Genomic DNA, 20,989 nt, shown 5'->3' on the forward strand with positions numbered 1-20,989 from the left:
GCCGCCCCGATTACTTCAGGGCCTTGAAGCGCACGCGGTGGGGCTTGGCGCCTTCTTCACCCAGCCGCTTCTTCTTGTCGGCTTCGTATTCCTGGTAGTTGCCGTCGAAGAAGGTCCACTGGCTGTCGCCTTCGGCTGCAAGGATGTGCGTCGCGATCCGGTCGAGGAACCAGCGGTCGTGGCTGATGACGAGCACGCTGCCGGCGAACTCGAGCAGTGCGTCTTCGAGCGCACGCAGCGTTTCGACGTCGAGGTCATTCGACGGTTCGTCAAGCAGCAGCACGTTGCCGCCGGCGATCAGGGTCTTGGCCAGGTGCAGGCGGCCGCGTTCACCACCCGACAGCGAGCCGACCTTCTTCTGCTGGTCGCCGCCGTTGAAGTTAAAGCGGCCCGCGTAGGCGCGGCTCGCCATCTGGAACTTGCCGACATTCAGGATGTCGAGGCCGCCCGAGATGTCTTCCCAGACGGTCTTCTCGTCGGTCAGGACATCACGCGTCTGGTCGACGAAAGCCATCTTCACGGTCTGGCCGATCACCACTTCGCCGCTGTCCGGCTGCTCCTTGCCCGCGATCAGCTTGAAGAGCGTCGACTTGCCGGCACCGTTCGGGCCGATGATGCCGACGATCGCGCCCGCAGGGATGTTGAAGCTCAGGTTGTCGATCAGCAAGCGGTCGCCGAAGCTCTTGCTGACGTTCTTGAACTCGATGACCTGGCTGCCGAGACGGTCCGCGACAGGAATGAAGATTTCCTGCGTTTCGTTGCGCTTCTGGTATTCGTAGTCGGACAGTTCCTCGAAGCGCTGGATACGGGCCTTGCTCTTTGCCTGGCGACCCTTGGCGTTCTGGCGAACCCACTCGAGTTCCTTCTTCATGGCCTTGGCATGGGCTTCTTCGCCCTTCTGCTCGGCCTCGAGACGGGCTTCCTTGCCCTCCAGCCAGGTGCTGTAGTTGCCCTTCCATGGAATACCGCGGCCGCGGTCGAGTTCGAGAATCCACTCGGCAGCGTTGTCGAGGAAGTAGCGATCGTGGGTAATGGCCACCACGGTGCCGGAGAAGCGCTGCAGGAACACTTCGAGCCACTCGACCGATTCGGCGTCAAGGTGGTTGGTCGGTTCGTCGAGCAGCAGCATGTCGGGCTTCGACAGCAGCAGCTTGCACAGCGCGACGCGGCGCTTTTCACCGCCCGAAAGCAGGCCGATCTTGGCGTCCCACGGCGGGAGACGGAGGGCATCGGCGGCGATTTCGAGCTGGTGTTCCGAATCGGTGCCGGCGGCGGCAATCACGGCTTCGAGTTGGCCCTGCTCCGCGGCGAGCGCGTCGAAATCCGCGTCGGGTTCGGCATACGCGGCGTAGATTTCCTCGAGGCGGGCCTTGGCCGCGTTGACTTCGCCCATCGCTTCCTCGACGGACTCGCGGACGGTGTGCTCGGGGTTGAGCTTGGGTTCCTGCTCCAGGTAGCCGATGGAAAGACCCGGCATCGGGATGGCTTCACCCTCGATTTCCTTGTCCACGCCCGCCATGATCTTCAGCAGCGAGGACTTGCCCGAACCGTTGAGGCCCAGCACGCCGATCTTGGCGCCCGGGAAGAACGAAAGCGAAATGTCCTTCAAGATCTGCCGCTTGGGCGGCACGGTCTTGCTGACCTTGTTCATGGTGTAGACGTACTGGGCCATGTCTATCTCTGCTCGATGATGGGGGACTGCACGGGGTGATCGGGAAACCAGCAACGAACCTTGCGCGAGGATCGATTGCGGATCTGCCTTCTTGGCAGGCGCTTGCTGCTGCAGCGCGATTTCCGACCGGGATTTGGGGGTGAAGTCTACCGCAGGGGCCCCGGTCCCGTGGAATCCAGGGGCGGAATTCCATGGCGGCGCTGCTATTCTCCGGCCCCATCCATGAGCACCACACCCGCACCCGAAGCTTTCGAACAGGCCCGCCAACGCTTTTTCGAGGGCCTCGAGGCCTTCAAGGCCGGACGCTTCGCCGATGCGGAGCAGGCGTATCTCGCTTCGCTCGCGCTGGTGCCGGGACGGGTTTCCACATTGCTCAACCTCGTTGCCACCCAGCTCAGGCTCGGACGCCCGCAGGATGCGCTCGGCAGGATCGAGCAGATCCTTTCCGTCGAGCCTGACAACGCGGAAGCGCGGTTTCACAAGGCGAATGCATTCGGTCAGCTGAATCGGCACCCGGAAGCGCTCGCGAACTACGAAAAGGTGCTGCAACTCGGCACCCTGCCGCCCGGAGAACCCTGGCTGCGCCACGGCCAGACGCTGCAGGCGCTCGGGCGGCCGGAGCAGGCGCTGGATTCGTACGACCGCGCGCTGGCCGCCGACCCCGCCATCGCGCAGGCATGGACCAACCGCGGCAGCATCCTGCGCGACATGAAGCGCAGCGAAGAAGCCGCCGCCGCGTTCAGGCGGGCGCTGGCGCTCGGCGCCGATCCCGAACTGCACCGCTACTACCTCGCCGCGGTGTCGGGCGAGCAGGCGACGCCGCCGACCGCGCCCGGTCACTATGTCGAAACGCTGTTCGACGACTACGCGCATGACTTCGATGCGCATCTGGTCGGGCAGCTCGGCTATCAAGCACATCGAACGCTGACGACGCATCTCACCGGACTGGGCCGTGGGTTCCGTTCGGCCGTCGACCTTGGCTGCGGGACCGGCCTCTGCGCGCCCTATCTCAAGCCGATCGCCGAAAAACTGGTCGGCGTCGACCTGTCAAGCCAGATGCTGCAAAAAGCACAAGCGCTTGGCCTTTACGGGCGGCTGGTGCACGCGGACATCGTGGCTTACCTCGCGCAGACGGATGAGCAACACGACCTCGTCACGGCGGCGGATGTCTTCATCTACGTCGGCGATCTCGCACCGGTTTTCGACGCGCTGGACAAGGCGTTGGAGCCCGGCGGCATCTTCTGCTTCTCGGCAGAGTCGGCGGCTGACGAAAACTCGGACTTCGAGCTGCTGCCCAGCCTGCGCTATGCGCATTCGGAACGCTACCTTCGAGGCCTCGCGGCACGCCACGATCTGGATGTCGTGCGTCTGGTGCACGCGCCGATCCGGGACGACCAGCGAGAAGCGATCGCAGGGATGTTCGTCTATCTCCGGCGCCCGGAAAGCGCCCGCTGAGCCGTTCCTCCGGCGGCAGGTCTCGACTCATGAGACAATAGCGGCCGTTGTCGGGTCCAGTTGCCCGCAACACCGGCTCTCCGCCGGGGACGAAGAAGGCCTATCTCCTCTCGGTGCATCAGGTCTTCAGGCTCCCAACCCTGACCTTCATCCATCCTTACTGGCAGGGCGTCAACGAGACGCCCCTGCGGGTGGATACCACTGCGCCGTGTAGGGCGCTTGTTGAATTCAATGAACTTTGACGATCTGAAGCTGGCTCCGGCCATCTTGAAAGCCGTGCGTGAGCAGGGCTACGAAAATCCCACTCCCATTCAGGCGCAAGCCATTCCGGCCGTACTCGAAGGCCATGACCTCCTCGGCGGCGCCCAGACCGGCACCGGCAAGACTGCCGCCTTCACCCTCCCCCTGCTGCACAAGCTCACCATGAGCCGCAGCGCCAACAACAAGTTCGGCGGCACCGGCGTTCGCGCCCTCGTCCTCACGCCGACGCGCGAACTCGCGGCTCAGGTCGAAGAGTCCGTCCGCGCCTACGGCAAGTACCTGCAGCTGAGCTCGACCGTGATCTTCGGCGGCGTCGGCATGAACCCGCAGATCGACCGCCTGAAGCGCGGCGTCGACATCCTCGTGGCCACGCCCGGCCGCCTGCTCGACCTGCAGCAGCAGGGCATGCTCGATCTTTCGACCGTGCAGATGCTGGTGCTCGACGAAGCCGATCGCATGCTCGACATGGGCTTCATCCATGACGTGCGCAAGGTGCTCGCGCTGGTGCCGAAGGAAAAGCAGAGCCTGCTGTTCTCGGCCACCTTCAGCGACGAAATCCGCGAACTCGCCGCGGGCCTGCTGCGCGATCCGCAGCACATCCAGGTCACGCCGCGCAACACGACCGTGCAGCGCATCACGCAGGTGATCCACCCGGTTGGCCGCACCAAGAAGAAGGCCCTGCTCGCCCACATCATCAACGAGCACAACTGGAGCCAGGTGCTGGTCTTCACCCGCACCAAGTTCGGCGCCAACAACGTCGCCGAGTTCCTCACCAAGAACGGCATCGAAGCGATGGCGCTGCACGGCAACAAGAGCCAGAGCGCACGCACGCAGGCGCTGGCAGGCTTCAAGACGGGCGCGATCCGCGCGCTCGTCGCGACCGACATCGCGGCACGCGGCATCGACATCGACGAGCTGCCGCACGTCGTCAACTACGAGATCCCGAACGTCAGCGAAGACTACGTGCACCGCATCGGTCGCACCGGCCGCGCGGGTGCGAGCGGCGAGGCGGTGAGCCTCGTCTGCCTCGACGAAGAAGGCTTCATGCAGGAGATCGAGCGCTTCACCAAGCAGCAGATCCCCGTGAAGACCATCGAAGGCTTCGGCCCGGAGGAAGGCGAACGCGCCGAACCCATCGCGATGGGCCGCCAGACCATCTGGGGCGGCGCCGGCCGTCCGCCGAGCCGTGACGTGATGCAGGCTGCGGCCAAGGCAGCGCGCCAGGAGATGATGCAGCGCATCCGCGACAACAAGGCTGCGCAAGGCGACCGCGGCGGCAATGGCCAGCGCCGCAATGGTGGCAATGCCGGTAATGGCCAGTCTCAAGGCCAAGGAGCACAAGCGAACCGCAACGCCAATGGTGGCCAGGGCGCAGGCCGTGGCCAGGGCGGACGCGGTCAAGGTCCGCGCGGCCCGCAAGGTCCGGCGCGCACCCCGCACCACGCACCGGTGCATCACCATCACGCGCACGATCATCACGAGGAGCGCCAGCCGCGCCACCACGGCAACAGCCACAGTCCCACGCAGGCCGATGCGCTGGCACACATGCGCGCTGAGTCGATGTCGGGTGCCTCGGGCCAGCCGGATCCGCTGCGCACTAGCGTCGACAGCCTGGGAGGCCGTGGCAACCGCGGTCGCCGTGGCGGCAACGGCGGTGGCAACCGCTCGGGCGGCGGCGGTGGCAATCGCTCCGGCGGTGGCTTCGGCGGCGGTCGCTCGTTCGGACGCTGAGCGAACCACACTCCGCAAACAAAAAAGGGCGCCCTCGGGCGCCCTTTTTGTTTCTGAATGAGGACTCGGCTAACCCAGCCGCTTCCCGCTCTGTCGATCGAAGAGGTGCACGCTCCCGCCGGAGATCGCCAGTCCGACGATCTGGTCCGGCTGCGCATCGACGCGGCCATGGACCGCCAGCGTGAGGCTGACCTCCCCGACCTGCACCAGCAGCTCGGTTTCCGCCCCCGTCGGCTCGACCACCACCACGCGGGCCGGCACGCCGTTCTCAGGCGCGGACAGCGTGATGTCGCCAGGACGGATGCCGTAGTGAACCGCCTGCCCGTCCGCCGCCGACGTGCCCGCCGGCACCGGCCAACGCTCGCCCTGCGCCTCGACAAAGCTGTTGCCGTTGCTGCGGCGCACGGTTCCCTCCAGCACGTTCATCGCCGGTGAGCCGATGAACTGGGCGACGAAGAGGTTGTCAGGACGGTCGTAGAGCTCGAGCGGCGTGCCTATCTGCTCGACGGCGCCGTCGTGCATCACCACGATGCGATCGGCCATCGTCATCGCCTCGATCTGGTCGTGCGTGACGTACACCGTGGTCGTCTTGAGCCGCTGGTGCAGTGCCTTGATTTCGGCGCGCATCGCGACCCGCAGCTTGGCGTCGAGGTTCGACAGCGGCTCGTCGAAGAGAAACACCTTCGGGTCGCGCACGATCGCGCGCCCCATTGCCACACGCTGGCGCTGCCCGCCGGACAGTTCGCGCGGATACCGCTCCAGCAAATGATCAAGGTTGAGGATCTTCGCAGCTGCTGCCACGCGCTGTTGCGTCATGGCCTTCTCGGCATTGCGCAGGCGCAGGCTGAAGCCCATGTTCTCGCCGACGGTCATGTGCGGATAGAGCGCATAGCTCTGGAAGACCATCGCAATGTCGCGGTCCTTGGATTCGAGCTCGTTGACCACGCGCCCGTCGATCAGGATCTCGCCGCCCGTGATGTCTTCCAGGCCCGCGAGCATGCGCAGCAGCGTGGATTTGCCGCAGCCCGAGGGGCCGACCAGCACGACGAACTCGCCGTCCTCGATCTCGAAGCCGAGTCGCTCGATGACGCGCGTCTTGCCGTAGTACTTCTGGATGTCGCGAAAGGTGACTGATGCCATGTTGCTTCTTCCCTGAATCGGTCAGCTCTTGACCGCTCCGGCAGTGATGCCGCCGACCATGTAGCGTTTGAATGCGTAGTAGATGGCCGCCGGAGGCAGCGCATAGATGAGACCCGTCGCCATCAGCAGCTCCCACGGCGAATCGTCGGCCGCGAGGAAATTGCCGAGCGCCACCGCGAGCGTCACGCTGCGGTCGTTCGACAGCAGCAGGAAGGCGTAGAGGTATTCGTTCCACGCGAGCAGCAGCGCATAGGTGCCGACGGCCACCAGCGAAGGCACCATCAGCGGCAGATACACCAGCCGGAAGAGCTGCAGCGGCGATGCGCCATCCATGCGCGCCGCCTCGTCCAGCTCGTAGGGCAGCTTGTCCGACGCCTGCTTCAGCACCCAGATGCAGTAAGGCGAGGCAATGGTCACCATCGCAAGAATCAGCGACCACTGGCTGTTCAGCAGCCCGTAGTTGCCCATCGTCTTGTACATGGGCACCGCGAGGAACGCCGCGGGGATGAAGTAGGTGAAGAGCGCCATGTTCATCACCGTGCGCCCTCCCCGCACCTTCAGCCGGCTGATGGCGAAAGCCGCGGTGGTCGCAACGAACAGCGTGATCACACCCACCGCCACTGCAATCAACACCGAGTTGCCGAGCTGCACCCAGAAGTGATCGAGATAGAAATGCTTCTGGTGGAAGACGGTCGCGAAGTTGTCGAAGGTCGGCGAATTCGGCCAGAGCTTGCCGGTCGTCGCCTCGCCACGCGGCGAGATCGCGAACAGCACCATGTGATAGACGGGGATCAGCGTCCACAGCAGCACCGGGATGCCAATCAGCAGCAGCTTGGCCTCGTTGCCGACGGACTTGAGGGTCCAGCGTTTCATTTCGAGAGCCTCTTCATCATGAGATAGACCAGCGGCAACACCAAGGGCAATGCCACGACGATGGAAGCCATCGACAAGTCAACCTGGTCGAGCCGCAGATAGCGGATGCCGAGCGTTGCCAGCACGTGCGTCAAGTCAGCAGGCCCACCGCCAGTGAGCAGATAGACGCTGTTGAAATCGCCGAGCGTCCAGATCATCGAAAGGATCAACGACGTGACATAGAGCGTGCGCAGCGCAGGCCAGCTGATGAAGCGGAATTTCTGCCAGCTGCTCGCGCCGTCGACCGATGCGGCCTCGTACTGCTCGCCCGGGATCGCGAGCCGGCCGGCGACCAGGATCAGCGTCCAGAACGGCAGCGACTTCCAGATGTGCATCAACATCGCGAAACCCAACGCCAGCGTCGGATCGTTCAGCCAGTTCGGTCCGTCGAGCCCGGTGAGACGGAAGATGGTGCTGTTGATCACGCCCCACTCCGGATTGAGCATGAAGCGCACCGACAGGATCGTCGGGATCGACGGCACCGCCCAAGGCAGGATGAAGATGCCCGAGAGGATCTTGATCCACCACCGGCCCTGCACGAAGAAGCCCGACAGCACCAGCGCCACCAGCATCTTCACGTTGATGGCAACGACCAGGAAGATGATCGTGTTGATCACCGACCGGAAGAAGATCGGATCGGCGACCAGATGCTCGTAGCTCTGAGGATGGCGCGCCAGCCAGAGCCCGTAGCACACCGGATAAAGGACGAAGATCGCGAACACCAGCAGGTAGGGAACGACCATCAGCCGCCCCCAGAACTGCCAGCGTCCAGCCTTCGAAACCGGCGCTTCGGCGGCGCCGGGCGCCACGACGGCGCTTGCGGTGGAACTCATGGCTGGCTACCCCTTCACTCAGTGCTTCATCGCGCGACGGTCTTGATGCGCTCGATCATTTCGTCGACGGCCTTGTCCACCGGCACCTTGTCGCTCACGATGCGGTTCATTGCCTTGGCCCAGACGTTCTCGTTGTTGAGGATGGTGAACCTGTAGTTCTTCGTGAATTCGAAGGTCACGGTGCCGGCCGCGTACTGGTTGTAGACCGACTTGCGATGCGAATCAGCCTGCCAGAACGGGCTCGCCTGCCCGGCCTTGGTCACCGGGAACCAGCGGCCCAGCGAACCCTCGACGTACGGCGTGAGGTTCTCCTCCTGCATCAGGAAGCTCACGAACTCCTTCGCGCGCTGCTTGTTCTTGGCGTCCTTGAACACCACGCCGGTCTTCACCGCGGTGCGGTAGACCATCTTGCTGCCGTCCGGCTTGCTCGGGAAGCCCGCGGTGCGAATGCGCTCGAAGTAGTTCTTCTTGGCCTCCTCGCGCTGCTCCGGCGTCAGCGATGCGTTGTTCGAATCGTCGAGCCACTTGGCCGGCAGCGAGATGGTCGCGTTGTGCGTCATCACGGTCGTCTTGTTGTGGAAGGCGACGTTGTTGTCCGGGTCCTTCCAGCTCGTCGAGGACGGCGGCGTGCAGCCCTTCTGGTAGGGCGCGACATAGTCGGTCATCGCGGCGATCAGGCCCGCGCGCACCGCCGGGTCGTCCACCAGCACCTTGCCGCTGTCGTTCACCATCTTCACGTTGTAGGCATCCGCGAAGGTCAGGAACGAATAGAACGAGTCGCTCGAGTCCACGCCCATCGGCATGCCCGTGCCGAAGGTGCGCTTGCCGGTCTTCTGGCGGCTGGCGGGTTGCACCTTGTCGCACCAGAACGACCAGTAGTCCTTCCAGGTCGTCGGGATGTCCGACTCCTTGAAGCCTGCATCGGCCAGCATGTCGATCCAGTAGTTGATGTGCATCGTCTGCTGCTTGATCGGGAAGGCGTAGTAGGCCTTCGACTTCGTCTGGTCGTTGTAGAGGAAGGTGGTCTCGACCGTGTTCGGTGCAAAGCGGCTCACCATCGGCGCGATCACGCTGCTGATGTCCTCGAGCTTGCCGTCGAAGGCCCACTTGCCGGTGACCTGGAAGTCATACACGTCGGCATAGGCCACGTCCGGCGGGCTGCCCGAATCGAGCGCCGAAACCGTCTTCGGGATCATGTCCTGCACCGGGTACTGAGACAGCTCGACCTTGACGCCCTTGTGCTTCTCTTCGAACTTCTTGATGGCGGCGAAGAGCGCATCGTCTTCGGCCTTGTAGAAGCCCTTCACCCACCAGACGGTGAGTTTCTCCTGTGCCGCCGCCTGCCCGGCGACCGTGAGGCCCATCGCCATCAATACCGGGACCATCAATGTCTTCAGTTTCATACAGCTGTCTCCTTTGTTGTGAACGGGATTGGCTCGGTGCACGAGCACTGGTTGGAAGAAACGGAGTCCGGCCGCTCAGGCAGCCTTAAGTCTCGGTGGCGGGCGACCGAGACGCGGCAGGCGGCGGCGCGAGCCGAGGACTTCCTCGATGTCCTCGCGCGCGCCATCGATCAGCTTGATGATGGCCCGCTCCGCTTTCGCGGGGTTGTGCGCGATCACCGCGTCGAGCACCGCGCGGTGCATCGGCAGCGACATCGCCGGGCCGTCCTTCTTGATGGTGGAAATCTCGAAGCTGGTACGCAGCAGCGCATGCAGCGCCTTGCTCATTTGCGCGAGCATGCGGTTCTGCGCAGCACGCAACAGGCCGTGATGGAAGCGCAGGTCGAAGGTGACGTAGTCGCCGCCGAACTCGACGGCATGCTTCATACCGGCGAAGGCCGCCTCGATCTCCTCGATGTCTTCGGCCGTCGCGCGCTCCGCGGCCAGCCGCACCGCTGCAGGCTCCACGGCACGGCGCAAGTCCTGCAAGTCGCGAAGGAATTCGGGCGTGAGACCCGCGCGCGCCTGCCAGGTGATGACGTCGGGGTCGAACCAGTTCCACTGATCGTCCGGCAGGACACGTGTGCCGACCTTCGGGCCGGTCACGATGAGTCCCTTGGCGACGAGCGATTTCACCGCTTCGCGCACCACAGTGCGGCTCACGCCGAATTCTTCACACAGCAGCGGCTCGGATGGCATCGGCGCACCGATCGCGTAGCGGCGCGAAACGATCGCCTCACCCAGCAGATCCAGCGTACGGCGGCCGTGGGTGCTCTTGCTCATGCGGGGCCCTTCAGGCGTCGACAGGCGTCAGCAGCGGCGCACCGGTGAAATGCGCATGCAGGTTGTCGAACGTGAGCTGGCCCATGGCTTCGCGCGTTTGCTTGGTGCCACTGCCGATGTGCGGCGTGAGCACCACGTTGGGCGTCTCGCGCAGCGCCTCGGGCACGTGAGGCTCGTTCGCGAACACGTCGAGACCCGCACCGGCGATGACGCCATCGCGCAGCGCGTCGATCAGTGCTGGCTCATCGACCACGCTGCCGCGCGCCACGTTGATGAGGTAACCCTGTGGACCGAGTGCCTTGAGCACGCGTGCGTCGATCATTCCCCGCGTGGCAGCCCCGCCCGGCGTGATGACGATGAGGAAATCCACTGCTGCAGCCAGCGAGACCGCGTCGGGATGGTAGGTGTAGCTGACACTCGCGCGTGGCGAACGCGCGGTGTAGGCAATGTCCATGTTGAAGGCGCTCGCGCGATGCGCGATGGCCTGCCCGATGCGCCCCATGCCGACGATGCCGAGGCGGCTGCCCGTGACCTTGCGGCTCAACGCGATCGGCCCGTTCGGCCATTCGTTGCCGCGCACGAATCGATCGGCCTGCGGAATGCGGCGCGCCACTGCGAGCATCAGTCCGATGGCGAGATCGGCCACGTCGTCGTTCAGCACTTCGGGCGTGTTGGTGACCGGCACGCCGCGCTCGTGCGCTGCGGCGACGTCGATGCCGTCGTAGCCGACACCGAACACGGAGATCACTTCAAGCGCTGGCAGTTGCGCGATCAGTTCGCGCGGAACCTTGGCTTCACCGTTCGCGACCACGCCGCGGATGCGCGGCGCCACTTCGGCGAAAGCCTTCGGGTCGTTGACGTGGATGCGGTCGTGAATGGTGTACTCGCGCCGCAGGGCCTCCATGAGGAAGGGCATCAACGGCGCAACAGCCAGCAGCTCGGGGCGAGCGGTCGCGTTCGAAGCACTGGTCCCTGTCATGCGTTTGTCCCCTCCTGCAGGCCCGTCGGGCGATGTCGGCCGAATCATATGATGATTGACTTCGACACCCGGCAGGACAAACCCTGATGGTCAGGGATGCCGCTGAGAGGTTCAGCCGGACGCTGTGGGCGATGACGCGCGCATGACAAACCGCCCCGCACGCGCACCTGTCGCGCGATCCGACGCCGTGTAGCTCAACGCGCCGTTGACCCAGACGCGCTCGATGCCTTCGCTGAACTGCCTCGGCTGCTCGAAGGTCGCACCGTCCTTCACGCGCAGCGGGTCGAACACCACCACGTCCGCCATATAGCTCGCCTTCAGCAGCCCGCGTTCACCGATGCGAAAACGCGCCGCCGACATGCCGGTCATCTTGTGAATCGCTTCTTCCAGGCGCAGCAGGCCCTTCTCGCGCCAGTAGCTCGCCAGCACGCGGGGGAACGCACCCCAGAGCCGCGGATGCGGGCGTTCGTCATGTGGAAGACCATCCGAGCCGATCATCGACAGCGGATGCGTGATCACGCGCTGGACATCGTCCTCGCGCATCTGGAAGTAACAGGCGTTGCCCGGCTTCAGTCGCACGGCGGCTTCCTGCTGCGAGACGCGCCACTCCGCCGCGATGTCGGCCAGATAGCGGCCGCCCATTTCCGGATGCGTCTCGCTGCCCGTGATGAGGACGTCGATGATCCCGTCGACGAGATCCTCGCGCAGCACGGTCGAGCCCGCGGTGTAGGGATACACGTCCATGCCGATCTCCTGGCCACGCGCCAGTTGCTCGATCAGCGGAAGGGTCTCGCGCGTGCGGCCCCAGTTGTCGGGGCCCGCGCATTTGTGGTGCGAGATGACGAGCGGCAAGCCCGACTGGCGAGCGGTCAGCGCCGCCTCTTGCAGCGCCGGAAGGATGCCCGCGAGTTCGTCGCGAATATGCGTGGCGTACACACCGCCATTGCGCGCAGCCACGCTCGCCACGGCCACGAGCTCGTCGAGGTCCGCGGCGTAGGCCTCCTTGTAGAAGACGCCCGATGAAAGCCCGAGCGCACCTGCATCCATGGCCTCTTGCATGTCCGCAGCCATTGCGGCGCGCTCGCCCTCGTCGGCCGCGCGGTCGAGCGCAGCCACGTGGCGCATGCGCAAAGCCGTGTGTCCCAGCAGCGCAGCGACGTTGACACCCGGACGCGCCGCGTTCACCGCATCGGCATACGCACGCATCGTGGAGTGAAGAAACTGCTCGCGCCCCAGCAGCGACAGCGGGGCCAGCGGAGCGTCGGTCACCACCGGCGCCAGCGAGATGCCGCAGTTGCCCACGATCACCGTGGTCACGCCCTGCGAGAGCTTGGGCAGCATGTCGGGCTTTTCGATCGCGGCCGCGTCATCGTGCGTGTGCACGTCGATGAAGCCGGGCGCGATGACCATGCCGGTGCAATCGACTTCCTCCACGCCATTGGTGGCGCGCAGGTCCGCGAGCATTTGCGGCGGCGTCTGCCCCGGAAGCGCGACCGACGCGATGCGCTCGCCCACGAGCAGCACATCGCCTGTCCATCCGGGAACGCCGGCACCGTCGACGATCTGGCCACCCTTGAGCAGCGTGGCGGGTCGGTTGTCTTGCATCGTCGTCATGTCTCTTCGTCGGTGGCCTCGGTGGCGCCGGAGTATTCGGCGCTGTCGAAGCCATGCTTGTGCAGCAACTGCTTGAACTGCTGGAGGCCATGCGTGACGGATGGCCCGAGCTTCTGCGCGAGACGCACCATCAGGATCTCGATGACCACCAGATGCGCAAGGTAGGCCTCGGTGCCGACGCGCATGACGGCATCCTGCGGCACCGATACGCCGATCACCAGGTCGGCGATCTCGGCCAGTTGCGTGTCGGGCTGCGTCAGCGCGATCACTGTCGCGCCTTGCGATCGCGCGAAGCGAGCCGCCTCCAGCGTGTAGGGCATGCGGCCCACGTGCGAGATCACGAAGGCGACGCCTTCTGGACCGAGCGTGCTGGCCGACACGAGCTGCTGGTGCGCATCGAAGATCGCGTTGGATGTGCATCCGAGGCGAAACAGACGGCTTTGCAGCTCGGCCGCCATGAAGGTCGAAGCAGCACCTACCGAGTAGCAATCGATACGTTTCGCCGCTGCGAGCCGCGTCGCAACCCGATCGAGCAGGTCGACGTCGATGCGCCGGCCGAGTTCGGTGAGCGAGGACACCGCCGCATGGATGATCTTGCTCGCAACATCGCTTGCGCTGTCCTCTGCCAGCACACTGCGGTGCAGGTAAGAACCGGTCACAGCCAAGTCCTGCGCAAGTGCAAGCATGAACTCGCGCACCGAATCGAAGCCGAAGGCGCGGCAAGTCCGCACGATGGTGGGCATCGACACGCCGGCCTGCTGCGCAAGCTGCTCCACGGTCGCAGCCACCGCGGCGCGTGGATCGTCGAGCACGACCTGCACCACGCTTCGCTGCGCGGCAGGCAAGCCGCCCATGCTTTCGCGCAGGCGCTGGAGCAAGGAACTGTTCATCGCGGTCATCAGAAACGGGTGCTGATGGCGCCGGTCACCGCCAGGTCATCGTCCACCAGCGCGAGCCAGCGCCACTTGTCGAAGGTGGTACACGGGTGCGAGATGCCCAGCGCCACGCGATCGCCGACCTTGGGCACCGTGCCCGCAGGATCGAAGCGCAGGTAGGCATGCTGGTCGTTGAGCGCGCTGATCTTCCAGTCGGCCGACACGGCGGTCGCGGCGCGTGTGCCGCGGGCCGAATGCCGCACCGGGATCGGCATTTCGATGTCGTACGAGATATCTCGACGGCCGCAGGTGAGCAGCGCAAGGCCCGGCTCGGGCACGGATTGCACGATCGACCAGACTTCGAGTGCCGCCCTCAGCGAACTGTCCAACCCTTCGCGCTGCTCGACCTGCTTGAGGAAGCGGGCGTAGTTGCCGTTGTCATGCGTGATGTAGCAACCCGAGCGCAGCACGCCCTGCATGGGGCGCGACAAACCCTGTGCGCGAAGCAGCGGGATCACGAGGTCGAACACCGCCGAACCGCCAGCCGTCAGCATCGGCGGTTCTTCGCCGAAGAGCCGTTCCTCATCGCAGCGCCGGGCGACTTCGAGGACGCGCTCCACCAGTGCGGTGACTTCGCGCGCGTCGTGCTCGCTGTCGCAGCGCGCGAGTCCGCCTTCGTAGCATTCGATGCCCCCAAGCCGAACGACGCGAGATTGCGAGATCGCCCGCGCGAGTTCGAGTGCCTCGCCCAGCGTGCGACAACCGGTGCGCTGGCCGGGGATGCCGATCTCCACCAGCACGTCGAACGTGCGATGGGACTGCCTGCGAGCCGCCCAATCTTCGATGAGCGAGAGTTGCGCGAGCGAATCGACGAGGAACCAGACGCGCAGATCGCTGTGCCCGGCGAGCAGCATGTCCAGCCCGTCGAGATCGGCATCACCGAGCACCTGGTTGGCGATGATGGCGCGGCGCGCGCCCGCTTCGACGCCCACCGCAAGCTGATAGATCGTGGCAAACGTCAGGCCCCAGGCGCCGCCGGCGAGCTGCTGTTCGAACAACTCGGGCGACATGGTGGTCTTGCCGTGCGGTGCGAGCAGGACGCCCTTGCGCTTCGCGTAGTCCTGCATCCAGGCGATGTTGTGCGCGAGCGCCGAACGATGGACGACGGCCAGCGGATAGGCCAGGTCATCGGCGAGCACGTTCCATCCCTTGCTGCCCAGGTCGGCGGCGCGGCACGGGGCGGCCTCCAGCGGATAGCTCTTGCTTCGGTGGTCGAGGATCAGCTCTTCGTTCATGTCTTGTTCCTTCTCAGAGATCTTCGCGCCAGCATGCATGCCAATGGCCTGACTGCACTTCGCGCAGTTGCATGTCGGCGCTCGCACAGCGTTCCTCGGCCATCGGACACCGCGTGCGAAAGACGCAGCCCGAGGGCGGGTTCGCCGGCCTCGGCAGATCGCCCTGCAGCAGCGGCACCACGCGACGCTGCGCCGGATCGGGAATCGGCGCCGCAGCCAGCAGCGCGCGCGTGTACGGGTGACGGGGGTTCGCATAGAGCGACTCGGTCGGCGCGATCTCCATCACGCGGCCCAGATACAGCACGACGACACGGTCACACAGGTATTCGACCACGTCCAGGTCGTGCGAAATGAAGAGCAGTGTCAGGCCGAGCTGTTCCTTCAGTTCGCCCAGCAGGTTGACGACCTGCGCCTGGATCGACACATCGAGCGCCGACAGCGGCTCGTCCGCGACGATGAACTGCGGCTCCACCGCGAGCGCACGCGCGATGCCGATGCGCTGACGCTGGCCGCCCGAGAACTCGTGCGGATAGCGGTCGGCATGCTCGGGGCGCAAGCCCACCTGCTGCAGCAGTTGCTCGATGCGCGGTTTGCGTGCGCTGCCTTTCGCGAGGCCATGCGTGTCGAGCGCTTCGCCCAGCACGTCGCGAATCCGCATACGCGGGTTGAGGCTGGCGTACGGGTCCTGGAAGATGATCTGGATCTTCGAGCGCAACGGTCGGAACTGCGACTGCGAGAGGCCCGCCAGATCCCGCGGTGCCACATCCGATCCGTTGGGCTGATAGAGCATCTCGCCATCGGTTGGATCGACCAGACGCGTGAGCAGCCGGCCGATGGTGCTCTTGCCGGAGCCCGATTCGCCGACCAGCCCCAGCGTCTCGCCCTTGCGGATGCTGAAGCTCACGTCGTCCACCGCGCGCACGGGATGGTTGCCCTTGCCGAAGTACTTGCGCAGGTTGCGCACTTCGAGCAGGTTGTCACGGGCGAGAGTTGCCGTCGTCATGCGACCTTCTCCTGGTTTTCGACGAAGCCGATGCAGCGCACCATGCGCCCGCCGCCGGCCGGTTCCAGCTTCGGGACGCAGACCTCGCAGGCTTCCCGGCGGTACGCGCAGCGAGGCGCGAAGGCGCAGCCCGGCGGCGGCGCGAAGGGGCTCGAAACCTGGCCCGGGATCGCCACGAGCTGCGGACGCCGGCCCTGCACTGCATGCGCACCGCGACGACGCGCAACGCCCGGCAGGCACGCCAGCAGCCCGCGCGTATAGGGATGCGCCGGCCGCGCGAACAGGTCATGCACGGGCGCGGATTCGACGATGCGCCCGGCGTACATGACCGCGACCGCATCGGCGTATTGCGCGACCACGCCAAGGTTGTGCGTGACAAAGAGCATGCTCATGCCGGTCTCCTTCTGCAGGCGGCCCATGAGCGCGAGGATCTGCGCCTGGATGGTGACGTCGAGCGCCGTGGTCGGCTCGTCGGCGATCAGCAATGTCGGATTGCAGGCCATCGCCAGCGCGATCATCACGCGCTGGCGCATGCCGCCGGAGAGCTGGTGCGGATATTCGTTAACGCGCTGGCCCGCAGCGGGAATCTCGACCAGTTCGAGCATGCGGCGCGCATGTGCGAGCGCGCCAGCGCGATCAAGCCCGAGGTGCAGCCGCACAGATTCGGCGATCTGCTCGCCAATGGTCAGAACAGGGTTGAGGCTGGTCATCGGCTCCTGGAAGATCATGCCCAGCTCGTTGCCGCGCAGCTTGCGTTTGTCGGCCTCGGGAATGGCGAGCAGGTCGACTCGACGGCCATCGCGCTGGACGAACCAGGCCTCGCCTTGCACTTGCGCATGCGAAGTGCGGGCATGCAGGCCCATCAAAGTGAGGCTGGTGACGGACTTGCCCGAGCCCGATTCGCCGACCAGCGCCAGCGTCTCGCCGGGGCGGATCGTGAAGGACACATCGGCCACGCTCTGCACGCGACCGGCCTCGGTCGCGAAGGAGGTGGAGAGTCCACTGACTTCGAGCCGCGGTGAAGCATTGGTCTGGCTCATGCTGCTTTCCTCAGCTTGGGGTCGAGCATGTCGCGCACGCCGTCGCCCAGGATCTGCAGCGACAGCGCGGTCAGCACGATCGCAAGGCCGGGGCAGAAGATGGTCCAGAAGGCCTTGTCGGCATATTCGAGGCTGCCGGCAATCATGGTGCCCCAGGTCGGGATGTCCGGCGGAACACCGACACCGAGGAACGAGAGGCCAGCCTCGGCCAGGATCGCGTAGGCAAAGATGAAGGTCACCTGCACAAGGATGGGCGACATCAGATTCGGCAGGATGTGCTTGCGCAAGATGCGCGGCGTGCGCACACCAAGGGCGCGTGCCGCATCGACGAACAGCAGTTCACGCAGCACCAGCGTGGTGGCGCGCACCACCCGAGCAACACGCGGCGTGTAGACGATCACCAGCGCCAGCATCACGTTCCACAGCGACACGCCGAGGATCGACACCAGCGCGATGCCCAGCAGGATGTCCGGGAAGGACATCATCGCGTCGACCACGCGCATCAGCGGTGCGTCGAGGCGGCGGAAGAAGCCGGCGAGCATCCCGAGCAGCGTGCCGCAGAGCACGGCACCGGCAGCGGTAATGAAGCCGATCAGCAGCGAATAGCGCGCGCCGTGCACGATGCGCAGCATCACGTCGCGGCCGAGTTCGTCGGTGCCCGCCCAGTGTTCCATCGACGGCGCGTGCAGCCGCTGGCTGATCTCGATTGCGCCGGGGTCGGCGTCCGAAACCAGGGGAAGGATCAACGCCACACCGACCACCAGCAGCAGCACCAGCGCAGAGACCAGCACGATCCGGCGCATGAACAGCCGGCGCGCCATCGGCAGCAGGCTGCCGACAAAAGAAGAGACGGCCGCTTTCATTTGGACTCCAGCCGGATGCGCGGATCGACCAGCGTGTAGATGAAGTCGATGCCGAGGTTGATGAACACGTAGATGGCCGCGATGACGAGCAGCGTGCCCTGGATCACCGGATAGTCGCGCCGCAGCACCGCGCGCACCACGAGGTTGCCGACGCCGGGCAGGTTGAACACCGTCTCGGTCACCACGGTGCCGCCGATCATCAGCGCGAGCGTGAGGCCGAGCACCGTGACGATCGGCACCAGCGCATTGCGAAGCACGTGGTGGACCATGATCACGCGCTCTGGCAGGCCCTTGGCGCGTGCGGTGCGCACGTAATCCTCACCGAGGATGTCGAGCACCGAGGCGCGGGTGAAGCGGATGATCAGCGCCGAGTTGAGCAGCCCGAGCACCAGCGCGGGCAGCAGCAGGTGATGCAGTCGCTCATGCAGCGGCGAAGTCGGGTCGCCGTAGCCCGACGCCGGAAACCACCCCAGCTTGACCGCGAAGAACTGAATCAGGATCAGGCCGAGCCAGAAGCTCGGCACGCTCGCACCGAGCATCGCGACGCTGCTGACGGCCTGATCGGCCGCGCTGCCGCGCCACACCGCCGCCGCCATGCCGGCCGGGATGCCGATGAGCGCCGCGATGAACACGGCGAACAGCGCGAGGAACAGCGTCGGCTCGGCGCGCTCCATCAGCGCTTGCGCAACCGGGCGCTGCAGGAACAGCGACTGCCCCAGGTTGCCCTGCAGCAGTTCGCCCACCCACAGCACAAACTGCGTCGGCAGCGGCTTGTCGAGCCCGTATTGCACGCGGGCCTGGGCAATGTCGGCGGCAGTGGCCTGGTCGCCGAGCAGGAGCGCGACGGGGTCGCCGGACGCGAGGCGCGTCAGGGCGAAAACCAGCACCGCGACGATCGCGAGCACCGCCAGGGCCCCGGCCAGGCGGGTGAGCAGGAAGCGCAGCATGACGAGAGTCCGTGGCGTTTACTTGGCGAGGCCGGTGTTCCAGAAGAACGGCCAGATGGCCGGCGTGTAGCCCTCGAGCTTGGCGGAGCGTGCCGACAGGCTGTTGAACTTGCCGACTTCGATGAACGGCACTTCGTCATACACCGTCTGCTGCACCTGACCCCACAGCGCGCCGCGCTTGGCGACATCGCTCTCCTGGTTGAAGGCGGCCAGCGTCGACTTCTTGGCCGGCGTTTCCCACCAGCCCGGTGCGCCATCACCGAGTTGCGGCGGCGAGAGCATCGGCTCGGGGAAGAGGCCCGAATGTGTGAAGTACACATCCCACAGCTTGGCATCGTTGCGCCGCTGCACCAGCGTGGCCCAGTCCACCACCTGCAGGTCGGTCTTGAAGCCGGCCTTCTTGAGTTGCTCGGACATCACGAGCGCCATGTTGTAGTGGAACTCGTACTGGCGGCTCGCCATGATGCGAATCGGCTGGCCGTTGTAGCCGGCCTTGGCGGCAGCCTCCTTGGCCGACTGCGGATTGCGCGTGTTGTAGGCGTTGCTGCCGGCGGTTGAGAAGTACGGCGTGCCCTTCGGGAAGAAGTTGGGCTCGACGACGAAGAAGCGGTTGTCACCGAAACCCGCGGCCATCAGCTCGCCCTGCCCCACGGCGGTCTGCACCGCGCGGCGCAGCGGCTGCGATGCCAGCACGCCTTCCTTGGTGTTGAACACGATGTAGGGGAAGCCGAAGTTCTTGGTCACGATCGGCACCACCGCTGGCGCCCCCTTGTCGATGCGGCCTGCGGACTCGACGGGCAGCAGGTCGGCGTACTGGAACTGGCCCGACAGCGCGCCTTCGACGCGTGTGTTGGCGTTGGGCACGGGCACGAAGCGCAGTTCGTCCAGCAGCGCTTCACGGCGGCCGGCGTAGCCGCTCGGCGCTTCCTTGCGCGGCGAGTAGCCGTCATAGCGCACCAGCACCGTGAACTGATCGGGGCGACGCTCCTTGAACTTGTAGGGGCCGGTGCCGATGAAATCCTTCAGCTGCGGCGCGATGCTTTCCTTGGCCATGATCGCCGCCATGCCGCTGGGCAGCGCCAGTTGCGCGAGCAGCGGTGCGTACGGGGCGTTGAGCTTGATCTCTACCGAGAGCGGGCCCTTGGCCGTGAGCGAGGCGACTTCCTTGCCCACCGACTTGCCGCGCGGCGAGAGTTCCATCCAGCGCTGCAGCGACGCGACCACGTCATCGGCGTTCAGTTCGCGTCCGTTGTGGAACTTCACGCCCTTGCGCAGCGCGATGGTGTAGGTCAGGCCGTCCTTCGAGACCACCGGCAGGCCTTCCGCAAGCATCGGCGCGATGTTCCAGTTCGCATCGAAGGTATAGAGTGGCTCGTACACGTGCTGCATGATCGTGCCGACGAGATCGGCAGTGCTGATCATGGGGTCGAGGCCTTGTGGCTCACCGACCATTGCCAGATTGGCCGCACCGCCCTTCGGCGGTTCGGCGAATGCAGCGCCGGGCAGGACGCCGAGCGCAAGAACGGCGGCGGCAGCCCCCGCGAATGCCCGCCAACGCGGTGCGCGCACCGTGCTGGGAGACGAAAAACCAGATGTCGGTACAGTGGTGGCGGTCATTTGCATCGTGGCCTCATGAGTAATAACATTACATCGGCAATCCTATTTTGCGAACTCAAAGACGTCAAAACCGGGTTTACCCTAGCAGTTCATGTAATTTCTTTACAAACATCACACCACCATGTCCCACGTTGAAATGCTCGGCCAGTCGCCGATCGCCTCCGATCGCCAGGCACGCCCCCTCTCGCCCGCCACCCGTGCAGGCGATTTCGTCTTCGTCTCGGGCCAGGTCCCCACGGACGACCAGGGCCAGGTGATCGTCGGCGGCATCGAGGCGCAGACGCGCCAGGTCTTCAAGCGCATCGAAGAGGCGCTCGCGCTTGCGGATTGCAAGCTCTCGGACATCGCCAAGGTCAGCGTGTGGCTGAACGATGCGCGCGACTTCGGCAGCTTCAACCGCGTGTACATGGAATGCCTGGGCGACCATCGCCCGGCGCGTTCGACGGTCGAGTCGCGGCTGATGATCGACGCCAAGGTCGAGATCGACGTCACCGCATACAAACCACGCGGCTGAGCCAATCCAGGAG

18 protein-coding genes are annotated in these 20,989 nt (G+C 65.4%); 3 read left to right on the forward strand and 15 right to left on the reverse strand.

What is annotated here, in order from left to right:
- Nucleotides 1-10: 10 nt before the first annotated feature.
- Nucleotides 11-1,672 carry an energy-dependent translational throttle protein EttA gene (gene ettA, locus FHW64_RS16885; RefSeq protein WP_184528249.1) on the reverse strand — a complete coding sequence of 554 codons (1,662 nt, stop codon included), beginning with the start codon at nt 1,670-1,672 and terminating at the stop codon, nt 11-13.
- A 102-nt stretch (nt 1,673-1,774) separates the two neighbouring features.
- Here ettA and FHW64_RS16890 point away from each other — a divergent pair, with 102 nt between their 5' ends.
- Nucleotides 1,775-3,127, forward strand: a complete 1,353-nt coding sequence (locus FHW64_RS16890) for a tetratricopeptide repeat protein (protein WP_184528251.1) — start codon at nt 1,775-1,777, stop codon at nt 3,125-3,127.
- A 231-nt stretch (nt 3,128-3,358) separates the two neighbouring features.
- Complete coding sequence (locus FHW64_RS16895) at nt 3,359-5,119, forward strand: DEAD/DEAH box helicase (RefSeq protein ID WP_184528253.1); 1,761 nt, start codon at nt 3,359-3,361, stop codon at nt 5,117-5,119.
- A 69-nt stretch (nt 5,120-5,188) separates the two neighbouring features.
- On the opposite strand, the gene FHW64_RS16900 is transcribed toward FHW64_RS16895, so the two are convergent.
- The 14 genes from FHW64_RS16900 to FHW64_RS16965 form a co-directional block, all read right to left on the reverse strand.
- Complete coding sequence (locus tag FHW64_RS16900; RefSeq protein WP_184528255.1) at nt 5,189-6,259, reverse strand: ABC transporter ATP-binding protein; 1,071 nt, start codon at nt 6,257-6,259, stop codon at nt 5,189-5,191.
- Nucleotides 6,260-6,280: 21 nt separating this feature from the next.
- Nucleotides 6,281-7,132: a carbohydrate ABC transporter permease gene (locus FHW64_RS16905; protein WP_184528257.1), complete on the reverse strand. Its 852-nt coding sequence runs from the start codon at nt 7,130-7,132 to the stop codon at nt 6,281-6,283.
- Nucleotides 7,129-8,004 (reverse strand): carbohydrate ABC transporter permease, encoded by an 876-nt coding sequence (locus FHW64_RS16910; protein WP_184528259.1) that lies wholly within the window; start codon nt 8,002-8,004, stop codon nt 7,129-7,131. The genes FHW64_RS16905 and FHW64_RS16910 overlap by 4 nt, the downstream gene beginning before the upstream one ends.
- A gap of 26 nt (nt 8,005-8,030) precedes the next feature.
- Nucleotides 8,031-9,407, reverse strand: a complete 1,377-nt coding sequence (locus tag FHW64_RS16915) for an ABC transporter substrate-binding protein (protein WP_184528261.1) — start codon at nt 9,405-9,407, stop codon at nt 8,031-8,033.
- Nucleotides 9,408-9,482: 75 nt separating this feature from the next.
- Nucleotides 9,483-10,229: a FadR/GntR family transcriptional regulator gene (locus FHW64_RS16920; RefSeq protein ID WP_184528263.1), complete on the reverse strand. Its 747-nt coding sequence runs from the start codon at nt 10,227-10,229 to the stop codon at nt 9,483-9,485.
- 10 nt (nt 10,230-10,239) lie between these two features.
- Nucleotides 10,240-11,208 (reverse strand): 2-hydroxyacid dehydrogenase, encoded by a 969-nt coding sequence (locus FHW64_RS16925; protein WP_184528265.1) that lies wholly within the window; start codon nt 11,206-11,208, stop codon nt 10,240-10,242.
- Between the two features lie 111 nt (nt 11,209-11,319).
- Nucleotides 11,320-12,813 carry an amidohydrolase family protein gene (locus FHW64_RS16930; protein WP_184529178.1) on the reverse strand — a complete coding sequence of 498 codons (1,494 nt, stop codon included), beginning with the start codon at nt 12,811-12,813 and terminating at the stop codon, nt 11,320-11,322.
- 5 nt (nt 12,814-12,818) lie between these two features.
- Nucleotides 12,819-13,712, reverse strand: a complete 894-nt coding sequence (locus tag FHW64_RS16935) for a MurR/RpiR family transcriptional regulator (RefSeq protein ID WP_260305109.1) — start codon at nt 13,710-13,712, stop codon at nt 12,819-12,821.
- Nucleotides 13,713-13,720: 8 nt separating this feature from the next.
- Nucleotides 13,721-14,992, reverse strand: coding sequence for an amino acid deaminase (locus tag FHW64_RS16940; RefSeq protein ID WP_184528269.1), 1,272 nt, complete (start codon nt 14,990-14,992; stop codon nt 13,721-13,723).
- 13 nt (nt 14,993-15,005) lie between these two features.
- The gene (locus tag FHW64_RS16945) at nt 15,006-15,995 is read right to left on the reverse strand and encodes an ABC transporter ATP-binding protein (RefSeq protein ID WP_184528271.1); all 990 of its coding nucleotides are present in this window, start codon (nt 15,993-15,995) and stop codon (nt 15,006-15,008) included.
- A complete protein-coding gene (locus tag FHW64_RS16950; protein WP_184528273.1) occupies nt 15,992-17,035 on the reverse strand; it encodes an ABC transporter ATP-binding protein in 1,044 nt (347 codons plus the stop codon). The genes FHW64_RS16945 and FHW64_RS16950 overlap by 4 nt, the downstream gene beginning before the upstream one ends.
- Nucleotides 17,032-17,898 carry an ABC transporter permease gene (locus FHW64_RS16955; RefSeq protein WP_184528275.1) on the reverse strand — a complete coding sequence of 289 codons (867 nt, stop codon included), beginning with the start codon at nt 17,896-17,898 and terminating at the stop codon, nt 17,032-17,034. The genes FHW64_RS16950 and FHW64_RS16955 overlap by 4 nt, the downstream gene beginning before the upstream one ends.
- A complete protein-coding gene (locus tag FHW64_RS16960; protein ID WP_184528277.1) occupies nt 17,895-18,845 on the reverse strand; it encodes an ABC transporter permease in 951 nt (316 codons plus the stop codon). Before FHW64_RS16960 ends, FHW64_RS16955 begins: the two co-directional genes overlap by 4 nt.
- Nucleotides 18,846-18,863: 18 nt before the next feature.
- Nucleotides 18,864-20,462 (reverse strand): ABC transporter substrate-binding protein, encoded by a 1,599-nt coding sequence (locus tag FHW64_RS16965; RefSeq protein ID WP_184528279.1) that lies wholly within the window; start codon nt 20,460-20,462, stop codon nt 18,864-18,866.
- Between the two features lie 121 nt (nt 20,463-20,583).
- On the opposite strand from FHW64_RS16965, the gene FHW64_RS16970 reads away from it, so the two are divergent.
- Entirely contained in the window at nt 20,584-20,976 is a 393-nt protein-coding gene (locus FHW64_RS16970; RefSeq protein WP_184528281.1) for a RidA family protein, read from the forward strand.
- The last annotated feature ends 13 nt before the right edge of the window (nt 20,977-20,989 follow it).

This window comes from Variovorax sp. Sphag1AA (assembly GCF_014192575.1).
Classification (GTDB): Bacteria; Pseudomonadota; Gammaproteobacteria; order Burkholderiales; family Burkholderiaceae_C; genus Variovorax.